At 70.9% G+C, this 8,499-nt stretch carries 9 protein-coding genes and 1 pseudogene; 4 read left to right on the top strand and 6 right to left on the bottom strand.

Translation table 11 applies throughout. The features are described from left to right. Both AB0M20_RS15140 and AB0M20_RS15135 read left to right on the top strand, forming a co-directional pair. Window positions 1-743, top strand: a pseudogene (locus AB0M20_RS15140) (ABC transporter permease); the annotation flags it as partial. Then, window positions 740-1,393 carry an ATP-binding cassette domain-containing protein gene (locus AB0M20_RS15135; RefSeq protein ID WP_364298354.1) on the top strand — a complete coding sequence of 218 codons (654 nt, stop codon included), beginning with the start codon at window positions 740-742 and terminating at the stop codon, window positions 1,391-1,393. The pseudogene AB0M20_RS15140 and the gene AB0M20_RS15135, both read left to right, overlap by 4 nt. A gap of 12 nt (window positions 1,394-1,405) precedes the next feature. Here AB0M20_RS15135 and AB0M20_RS15130 read toward each other — a convergent pair whose 3' ends face one another. From AB0M20_RS15130 to AB0M20_RS15120, 3 genes are read right to left on the bottom strand one after another with little or no spacing between them, the layout of a single operon-like run. Beyond that, the gene (locus AB0M20_RS15130; RefSeq protein ID WP_364298352.1) at window positions 1,406-2,248 is read right to left on the bottom strand and encodes an ATP-binding cassette domain-containing protein; all 843 of its coding nucleotides are present in this window, start codon (window positions 2,246-2,248) and stop codon (window positions 1,406-1,408) included. A gap of 6 nt (window positions 2,249-2,254) precedes the next feature. Further along, on the bottom strand, window positions 2,255-2,977 hold the full coding sequence (locus AB0M20_RS15125; RefSeq protein ID WP_364298350.1) for an SRPBCC domain-containing protein: 723 nt from the start codon (window positions 2,975-2,977) through the stop codon (window positions 2,255-2,257). Then, window positions 2,961-3,287: a metalloregulator ArsR/SmtB family transcription factor gene (locus AB0M20_RS15120; RefSeq protein ID WP_364298348.1), complete on the bottom strand. Its 327-nt coding sequence runs from the start codon at window positions 3,285-3,287 to the stop codon at window positions 2,961-2,963. The genes AB0M20_RS15125 and AB0M20_RS15120 overlap by 17 nt, the downstream gene beginning before the upstream one ends. 72 nt (window positions 3,288-3,359) lie before the next feature. On the opposite strand from AB0M20_RS15120, the gene AB0M20_RS15115 reads away from it, so the two are divergent. Beyond that, complete coding sequence (locus AB0M20_RS15115) at window positions 3,360-4,298, top strand: ribose-phosphate pyrophosphokinase (RefSeq protein WP_364298346.1); 939 nt, start codon at window positions 3,360-3,362, stop codon at window positions 4,296-4,298. A 20-nt stretch (window positions 4,299-4,318) separates the two neighbouring features. Here the strand turns inward: AB0M20_RS15115 and AB0M20_RS15110 are convergent, their stop codons facing one another. Beyond that, complete coding sequence (locus AB0M20_RS15110) at window positions 4,319-6,349, bottom strand: response regulator (protein WP_364298343.1); 2,031 nt, start codon at window positions 6,347-6,349, stop codon at window positions 4,319-4,321. A 186-nt stretch (window positions 6,350-6,535) separates the two neighbouring features. After that, window positions 6,536-7,351: a right-handed parallel beta-helix repeat-containing protein gene (locus tag AB0M20_RS15105; RefSeq protein WP_364298341.1), complete on the bottom strand. Its 816-nt coding sequence runs from the start codon at window positions 7,349-7,351 to the stop codon at window positions 6,536-6,538. Between AB0M20_RS15105 and AB0M20_RS15100 the strand changes: the two genes are divergently transcribed. Next, entirely contained in the window at window positions 7,344-7,493 is a 150-nt protein-coding gene (locus AB0M20_RS15100) for a hypothetical protein (RefSeq protein WP_364298339.1), read from the top strand. The two genes, AB0M20_RS15105 and AB0M20_RS15100, sit on opposite strands and share 8 nt — an antisense overlap. Window positions 7,494-7,821: 328 nt before the next feature. Here the strand turns inward: AB0M20_RS15100 and AB0M20_RS15095 are convergent. Next, on the bottom strand, window positions 7,822-8,499 hold a 678-nt coding region (locus tag AB0M20_RS15095), incomplete at its 5' end, for an aminoglycoside phosphotransferase family protein (protein ID WP_364298337.1).

Below are 8,499 nucleotides of genomic sequence, written 5' to 3'. Positions count from 1 at the left end.
CCTGGATCCAGCCGGCGGACGTCCCGGCGCCGCTGGCGGTCGCCACGTCCGGCCCGGCCGCCGGCGGCGCCGAGGAGATGAACGGCTTCGACGGCCGCGTGGTGCCCGTCCGCGTGGTGGCCGATCTGCCGGCCGTGCCGCGCGCGGGCACCGGCGTCCGGCTGGTCGACCTGGAGTACCTCGACCGGTATTCGACGGACACCGGCCTGGCCCTGCGGCCGCAGGTGTGGCTCTCCGCCCGTGCGCCGGCCGACGTCGAGCGGCGGCTCGAGGGGCAGGGCCTGACGATCGTCGGGGATGTCTCGGCCGGGCAGTTGCGCCGTCAGCTGGAGGAGCAGGGACCGGCCCTGTCCCTGTGGTTCTATCTGCTCGGCGCGGTCCTGGCGGGCGCGCTGGCGGCGGGCGCCCTGGTGCTGGCGGCCGGGGTGGACCGGTCCCTGCGGGTCGAGGACCTGTCCGCGTTGCGGGCCCAGGGCCTGGACAAGGGATCGCTGGCCAGGGCGACACTGTGGACGTACCCGGCGCTGATGCTCGCCGTGGTGCCCGCCGGTCTGGCGATCGCCATGGTGGTGTGGGCACTGACCGGCTGGGCGCTGCCGCTGGCCGGGCTGGATCCGCCGCCGTTCCCGCTGCCCGGGTGGCCGCGCCCGCTCGTGGTGGCGGGCACCGGCGTGGTGGTGCTGGCGGTGTTGGCTGGGGTGGCGTTCGCCGCGGGCGGGCGTACCCGGAAGGAGATCTCATGACGACGCTGACCGTGGCGGAAGCCTCGATCGGGTACGGCGACGGCGACCCGGTGCTGCGGGACGTGTCGGTGGCGGTCCGGCCGGGCGAGCTGCTGGCCGTCACCGGCACGTCCGGGGCCGGCAAGACGACGCTGCTGTCGGCGATGGCGGGACTGCTGGCGCCGGCCGAGGGGCGCGTGCTGGTGGACGACGATCCGGTGGGGGACCGGGACCACGCGGTGTCCCGGGGCGTGGTGCTGATCCCGCAGGACAACGGCCTGGCGGCGATCCTGACGGCGGCGGAGAACATCGCGGTGGCCATGATCGCCACCGGGCGCACACCGGCCGAGGCGCGGCGCGGGACGGCGGAGGCGCTGGAGCAGGTGGGCTTGACGGGGCACGGCGATCAGCTGATCGAGGAGCTGTCCGGTGGTCAGCAGCAGCGTACGGCGATCGCCCGTGGCCTGGCCCTGAGCGGCGCGGTGCTGCTGGCCGACGAGGTGACCAGCGAGCTGGACGCGGCCAACCGCCAGCGGGTGATCGACCTGCTGCGAGCCGAGGCCGACCGGGGCGCGGCGGTCGTCTTCGCGACGCACGACCCGGAGGCGGCCGCGGCCTGCGACCGCGAGCTGCACCTCCTCGACGGCGTCGCCACCTGGGCCCGCCCCTGACGCGCCGGCGGGTCAGGCGGCCGGCTCGGTGCCGCCTGGGAGCAGGGTGACCTCGCCGTCGACGTGCTGGACCGTGAAGAGCGTGCCAGGCGGGTAGCTGCCCAGCACCTCCGGCGGCAGCTGCACCGTGCCGTCGCCGGCCACCACGGCGAAGTCCTGGCCGTCGCGGCCCTCCGCGCCGACCCGGCCGTCGCGGATCGTCACCGCCCGGCCCAGCCGCGCGCCGACGTCGTTGTCGTGCGTCACCACGACGATGGTGGTCTGCCGTTCCCGGTTGACCGTCTCCATCGCCTCGAGCACCTCGTCGCGGCCCTTGGTGTCGAGCCGGCTGGTCGGCTCGTCGACCAGCAGCAGGCCCGGCCCGGCGGCGATGCCCACGGCGAGGGCGGCCCGCTGCCGCCCGCCCGGCGTGAGGTCGGCCAGCCGGGCCCGGCCCTGCCCGGGCAGCCCGACCAGGTCGAGGATGCGGTCGGGGTTGTCCAGCGTGATGCCGCGGGTGTGCGCCGCCCGCCGCTGGGCGAGCCAGATGTTGCGGTGCAGCGAGGCGTACGGCAGCAGATTGCGCGCCGCGCCCTGCAGCACCACCCCGATCTCGGTCCCGCGCAACCGGGACACCTCGGCGTCGGACAGCTTGCCCATGTCGTACGTGCCGATGTTGATCCGCCCGGCCGACGGCCGCATCAGCCCGGCCAGCAACGCGATCAGCGTCGACTTGCCCGACCCGGACGGCCCGACCAGCGCGAGCATCTCGCCCGGCGCGATGGACAGGTCGACCCCGGCCAGCGCCACCACGTCACCGGCCTCGGCGCGATAGATGTGCACCACCCGCCGGCAGGCAACCGCAAGTCCGTTCACAACTGGTTACGGTATCGAAGATCCACGGCTGACCACATGCCACGGGCGTACCCGGACCTCCAGAATCCCGCTCGCGACGCTGGAATCCTCGATGCCGGCCTCGGTCACGAGCGACGCGGCTCCGGACGCGGGCACCCGGACGATCGTCATGCCCTCGCCCCCGGAGCCCGGGAACGGGCCCGCCGCAACCAGCACGCCACGGTCCTGGAGCCGGCTCAGGAAGGCCGGATGACCGGCGAACCCCGGATGCTCCATCGGCCGCTCGACGCCCGCGGTGTGCTGCAGCACCAGCCAGACCGGCTCGTCGCCGTCCGGGCTCGCGGAGAAGCGGGACGCGAGCGAGCCGAGCACCGCCGGCCAGCCGTTCTTGTAGTTGTCCCGCTGGGCGAGTGACTGCCATCCGCTGTGCGTGACCGTCACCATGGTCTGCTTCTCGGTCACCGGTTCGAAGCTGACGCGCACCTCGCCCGCGTCGGCGGCGGCGCGGCCGGGATGCCAGGTCAGCTCGATGAGGCGTGGCGGTTCCCAGGCGAGGATCGTGCCCCACACCGATTCCTCGCCGTCCGGCCCGGTCTCGATCAGCTTGCCGTCCCGGAAGGCGGCCACCGAACCCGTGCCGTACACGCTGTGGTTCTCCATCGGCCACCACGAGCCGATCAGTTCGGTGAAGGCGTGAAACGCCTCCCCGGCTCCGGCTCGGACGACCACCTGCCTATGCAGAGGTTTCATCGTCGCTCTCCTCGAAGGACGCCGCGAACGCGGTCAGTGCGTCGTCCCACATCCCCACGAGCCACTGCTGTACGGCCGTGAAGCCGGGTGGCGCCAGCGCATAGAGATTCCTGGTGCCGGCGCTGGTGTGTTCGACCAGCCCGGCCCCCTGCAGGACCTTGAGGTGCTTCGAAACGGCGGGCCGGCCGATCGGCAGTCCCGCGGCGAGCTCGCCGACCGGCAGCGGGCCCGGCCGCAGCCGCTCGACGATGCGGCGCCGCATCGGGTCACCGAGCGCGTCGAGGGCGGCGTCGAACAAAGCGTCACTCATGAGTAACGGTTACCGTAGAGGAACCAAAGGTCGCCCGCAAGTGGCGTGATGCCGCCTTTTAGGGTGGTGTCCGTGCGTGACATCGCCGTCTTCAGCGGAAGTGCCCATCCCGACCTGGCCGCCGAGATCTGTGAGCACCTCGGCGTCCCCCTGCTACCGACCCGGGTGTCCCATTTCGCCAACGACTGCATCGAGGTGCAACTTCAGGGCAACTGCCGGGAACGCGACGTGTTCCTGATCCAGCCGCTGGTCCCGCCCGTACAGGAGCACCTGGTCGAGTTGCTCTTCATGCTGGACGCGGCACGTGGCGCCTCGGCGGGACGCATCACGGTCGTGCTGCCGCACTACGCCTACGCCCGCAGCGACAAGAAGGACGCGCCCCGCATCTCCATCGGCGGGCGCCTGGTGGCCGACCTGCTGCAGACCGCCGGCGCCGACCGGATCCTCGCGATGACCCTGCACTCCCCGCAGGTGCACGGCTTCTTCAGTGTCCCGGTCGACCACCTGCACGCCCTTCGTGAGCTGGCCAACCACTTCCGGGGGTACGACCTGAGCAACACCGTCGTGGTGTCGCCGGACCTCGGCAACGCCAAGGACGCGGCGGCGTTCGCGCGGATGCTCGGCGCGGAGGTGGCGTTCGGCGCCAAGCAGCGGTACGCGGACGACAAGGTCGTGATCAGCTCGGTGATCGGTGAGGTGACCGACCGTGACGCGATCGTGCTGGACGACGAGATCGCCAAGGGCAGCACCATCTTCGAGCTGCTCGCCCGGCTGCGCGAGCGCAACATCCGCAGCGTCCGCGTCGCCTGCACGCACGGCCTCTTCTCGGGCGACGCGATCGCCCGGCTGAGCGCGGAGAAGGACGTCGAGGAGATCGTCTGCACGAACACCGTGCCGATCCCGCGCGTCAAGCACACCGACAAGCTGACGATCCTCTCGGTCGCCGCGCCGCTGGCCGAGGCGATGCGGCGCATCCACAACGGTGAGTCGGTGAGTGCTCTCTTCGCGTGACTACCCCGGATGAGTTCTGATCAATCGGCCCGGGGAGGCTGCGGGCCACACAGGCTTCTGATCGCGCTGAGCAGCGTCGACCGGGTGAACGGCTTCTCGATCAGCATGCTGTTGGCGTCCAGATTGAGCTGCGGGCCGAGCGACGCCGCGGTGTAGCCGGACATGAAGAGCACCGGCAGGTCGGGCTGGTGCGTCCGCAGTGCGCCGGCCAGCTCCGGCCCGGTCATCGCCGGCATCACCACGTCGGTGATCAGCAGGTCCGGGCGCGCGCCGGAGGCCACCTGGGTGACGGCCATCAACGCGTCGGTCGCCACCGAGATCTGGTAGCCGGCCGGCTCGATCAGCCGCTGCACCAGCTGCGCCACCTCGGGCTGGTCCTCGACGATCAGCACCCGCCCGATCAGCGCCGGCGTGGTCTGCCGGTCCACCGCCGGGCCCGGCCGCTCCTCCGCGGCGGGCAGGTAGAGGTGCACCGTCGTACCCATCCTGGGCTCGGACTCGAGCTCGATGAACCCGCCGATGCCCTGCACGATGCCGGCCGTGGTGGCCAGGCCGAGGCCGGCCGCCGTCGGCCGGGTGGTGAAGAACGGCTCCAGCGCCCGCTTGCGGGTCTCGTCGGTCATCCCGACCCCGGTGTCGGTGATCACCATGTGCACCAGCTTGCCGGTCGGCGCGCCCTCGGCCAGCTGACCCGGCTGCACCACCTCGTTGGTGGCGGCCACCCGCAGCATGCCGCCGTGCAGCATCGCGTCGCGGGCGTTCGCGGCCAGGTTGACCAGCGCCTGCTCCAGCGGGCCGCGCTCGGCCCGCACCGGCCACACGTCCGGCCCGAAGGCCAGATCGAGGCCGATGTGCTCGCCCAGCGTGCGGCTGAACAGGCTCTGCACGTCGGTGAGCAGGTCCGGGATCGGGATGATCTCCGGGCGGTTGCCCTCGGTGCGCCCGAAGGCCAGCAGCTGGTGGGTCAGCGACCGCCCGGTGCCGACCGCGTCCATGATGTCCTTGGCCAGCTGGTGCTGCGGGGACCCCTCGGCGGTGGTCGTGTAGATCATGTCGGCCGACCCGGCGACGACCGTCAGCAGGTTGTTGAAGTCGTGCGAGATGCCGCCGATGAGCTGGCCCAGGCTGTCCAGCCGGCGCAGGTGGTCGAGCTGCCGCTTGAGGCCGCGGGCATCGATGTGGTCGGTGGTGTCGGTGACCATGCAGACCACGCCGGTGTACTGGCCGTGCTCGTCGTGCAGCGGCATCATGCTGACCCGTACGCTGCGGTGCGAGCCGTCCGCGCGGATCAGCCGCGTGGCGCCGACCGTCGAGCGGCCCGCCTTGCACTCGGCCAGCCGCCGGGTCAGCTCCTTCTGCCCCTGGTCGTCCAGGAACCCGCGCAGCGGCACACCGATGAGCTGTGCCCGCGGCAACCCGAGCACGACACCGATCGGCTCGTTGGCGTAGGTGGCGACCCCCTCGGCGTCGAGCTGCAGCACGCCCTCCGGGATGGTCTCCAGCACCCGCCGGTACTTCTCCTCGCTGGCCTTCAGGCGCTCGCGCACCCGGGCGGAGGACAGCGCCAGGCACAGCTCGCCGGTGATGTCGCGGGCCAGCTCGACCTCTGCCGCGGCGTAGAACGACCCGACCTCGTTGCGATTCAAGATCAGATATCCGGCGAACGTGTTGTCCACGATGATCGGGCACAGCACGGCGGCGTACACCCCGGCTCCGCCGAACTGCGGCAGTGGCTCGCGGCCCTCGGCGGCCAGCACGACCGGCCGGCGGCTCGCCGCCTGCGCCGTGGAGAACTCGTCGTCGGGCAACCGCCCGCTCAGATCGAGCGCCCGCCCGAGCGACCGGGCGCGTTCCACGTCGGGGTGGTGATAGGTGATCGGCGTGTAGTGCCCGTCGTCGCCGAGGAGTTGCACCCCCGCGCCGTCGCCGATCATGTCCGCCGCCGCCCGGGCCGCAGTGGCCCGCACTTCGGCCGTGTCGTCCGCCGCGCGACTTAGCGCGAGCGCCAGGTCGGCGAGCGCGTACCGGAGGGGATAAGCCATCACACCCATGCCGCCATGATCGTGTGCGACGCCCGGCAGTGAGGGTGGTTCGGGCGGAATACAACCATTCAGCCATGAAGTTCCCAGGCGCCACACCCGACGTCGCCCGTGATGGTGCCGCCCCGTGATGGTGTCGCCCGTGCCGGTTCCGCGCCGAGGCCGGCTCGCGGGGAGCCGGCCTCGGTGGTGACATGCCTAGCGGCAGCCGACGGTCAGGCGGGGCAGTTTCAGCCACGGCCGGTAGGCCACACCGGTGCTGACCTTGTCGCCCCGGCCGGGACCGACGGGGCCCGGGCCGCTGATGGCGCCCCACCAGTTGCAGGTGGCGTCCACCGGCGCGCCCGAAGTCGGGCTCTTGAGCACCCCGGTCGCCGAATTGCCGGTGATGCTGTTCCGGTTCACCTGCACGACGTCTGAGGCCGATCCGACCTTCACGCCGTTCTGGTTGTTGCGGAGGGCGTTCCGCGTGATGGTGACCCGGGAGTTGGTTCCGATGCCGAAGTCGTTCGCCACGTTCACCGCCGAGCCGGACGAGGTGATCGTGTTGCCGGTGACGGAGATGTTCTTGTTGCCGCCGCCGATGTACACCGCCGACGAGCCGCCGTTGCCGACGACCGTGTTGTCGGAGATGCGTGCCCCGTTCGTTTTGAAGATGGCCACCAGTGTTCCGCCGGCGGTGCTCTTGTTGCCGGAGACCGTCAGATTCTGATTGCCTTCGATGAAGGTGATGTCGGCGTTGTAGTTCGCCGGAACCGGCCCGCTGAAACTGTTGCCGGTAATCGTGACGTCCTGGACCGGCAGGCTGTTCGTCTGAAATCCGTCGGAGGCAGTCGATGTATTCCGGATGGCGTTCTTGCGGAATGTCGTCCGGCTGGTGGTGATCGACGCGGCCCGGCCGGGATTGTTGATGATGTTGTTCTGGATCAGCTCGCCGGTATTGCCGGCCTGCATCACCAATGCGGCGGTTCCGGGGCTCGGCGGGCCGTTCAACGTGAAACCGTCGATGGTCACGTTGTTCGCCGTGATCGTGAAGTTCGCCGACGTGCCGCCGTTGACGACCGACTCGCCGCCGCCGCGGCGGTTGCGGGCGTCCTGGCCGGCCCTCGCACCGTTGAGCGTCAGGCTGCGGCCGATCGCGACGTTCTCGCTGTAGGTCCCCGGCGCTACCTTGATCGTCTTGCAGGTGGCCGCGTTGACGGCCGACTGAATCGTCGGGTAGGTCGCCGACGGCACGTTGCACGAGGTGTTGCGTCCGCCGGAATTGTGGCCGCCGGAGGCGTAACTGACTCCGGCGCCGATTGCGGACAGCGCGACGATCGTCGCCGCGCTTCCGCCGGCGATGAGCGACGATTTGATTCTTGGCACGGTCCACCCTCACAGAATTTCGTTGCGGAAGGACCCAACCTTATCGGTGCATTAGTTCCGTTATCGGCGAATATCCCTCGTCCGGGGTAACCGTTTGCGGTGGAAAGCGACCGGAATCAGTCGGTGGCGAACCAGGTGTCGGCCAGTGACTCGAAGGTCGGCTCGGCCGGCGCCGGCAGGTGCTCGAAGTATTTCGCGACGTTGCTGTAGTAGTGCAGCAACAACCAGGCCATCAAGCGCCGGCGCAGATCCGCGGTCAGCTCGTCCGGCCGGTACCCGGCGGCGATCAGCACCCGCCGCAGAAATCCGGGATCACCCTGCGAGACGTACGCGCCGACCGCCGCGTACTCGTACTCCGGCGCACCGCGCATCGCCGGCTCGAAGTCGATCAGCCCGGTCGGCTCACCCGACGCGCCGGTCAGGAGATGCACCCGCATGATCTCGGTGTGCAGCAGCACGGGGGAGTCGTCGCCCAGATCGACCGAGTCGAGGAACGGCTCGATCCGCGCCACCCACTCGTCGTCCAGCCCGAGCGCCTGGTGCCGCATCACGCAGCCGTCCCGCTGCTCCTCGGCGAACTCGGCCCAGTCCTCCGGCCACCAGTCGTCGATCGCCGGCGGCGGGATCGCGTGCAGTGCGACGATCGCCTCACCCAGCCGGTCGGCGAGCCGGTCGCGGTCCACCTCGTCCCACGTCTCGATGAGCGCGCGGCCGGGCAGCCGGTCCATCAGGACGTAGCCCCAGCCCTCGAACTCACCGGTGCGGTGCACGCCCGGCGTCGGGATGCTCAGCTT

Origin of the sequence: Actinoplanes sp. NPDC051633 (genome assembly GCF_040681735.1) — a bacterium.
Lineage (GTDB): Bacteria > Actinomycetota > Actinomycetes > Mycobacteriales > Micromonosporaceae > Actinoplanes.
The sequence above is the reverse complement of the archived record's forward strand: the minus strand, read 5'-3'. Positions and strand labels throughout refer to the sequence as shown.

What these genes read in the sequence shown, in the direction of transcription:
- AB0M20_RS15125 (WP_364298350.1), bottom strand. Translation starts at nt 2,977, where the DNA reads ATGAAACCTCTGCATAGGCAGGTGGTCGTCCGAGCCGGAGCCGGGGAG.
- AB0M20_RS15100 (WP_364298339.1), top strand. Translation starts at nt 7,344, where the DNA reads ATGGTCACGTTGTTCGCCGTGATCGTGAAGTTCGCCGACGTGCCGCCG.
- AB0M20_RS15135 (WP_364298354.1), top strand. Translation starts at nt 740, where the DNA reads ATGACGACGCTGACCGTGGCGGAAGCCTCGATCGGGTACGGCGACGGC.
- AB0M20_RS15120 (WP_364298348.1), bottom strand. Translation starts at nt 3,287, where the DNA reads ATGAGTGACGCTTTGTTCGACGCCGCCCTCGACGCGCTCGGTGACCCG.
- AB0M20_RS15110 (WP_364298343.1), bottom strand. Translation starts at nt 6,349, where the DNA reads ATGGGTGTGATGGCTTATCCCCTCCGGTACGCGCTCGCCGACCTGGCG.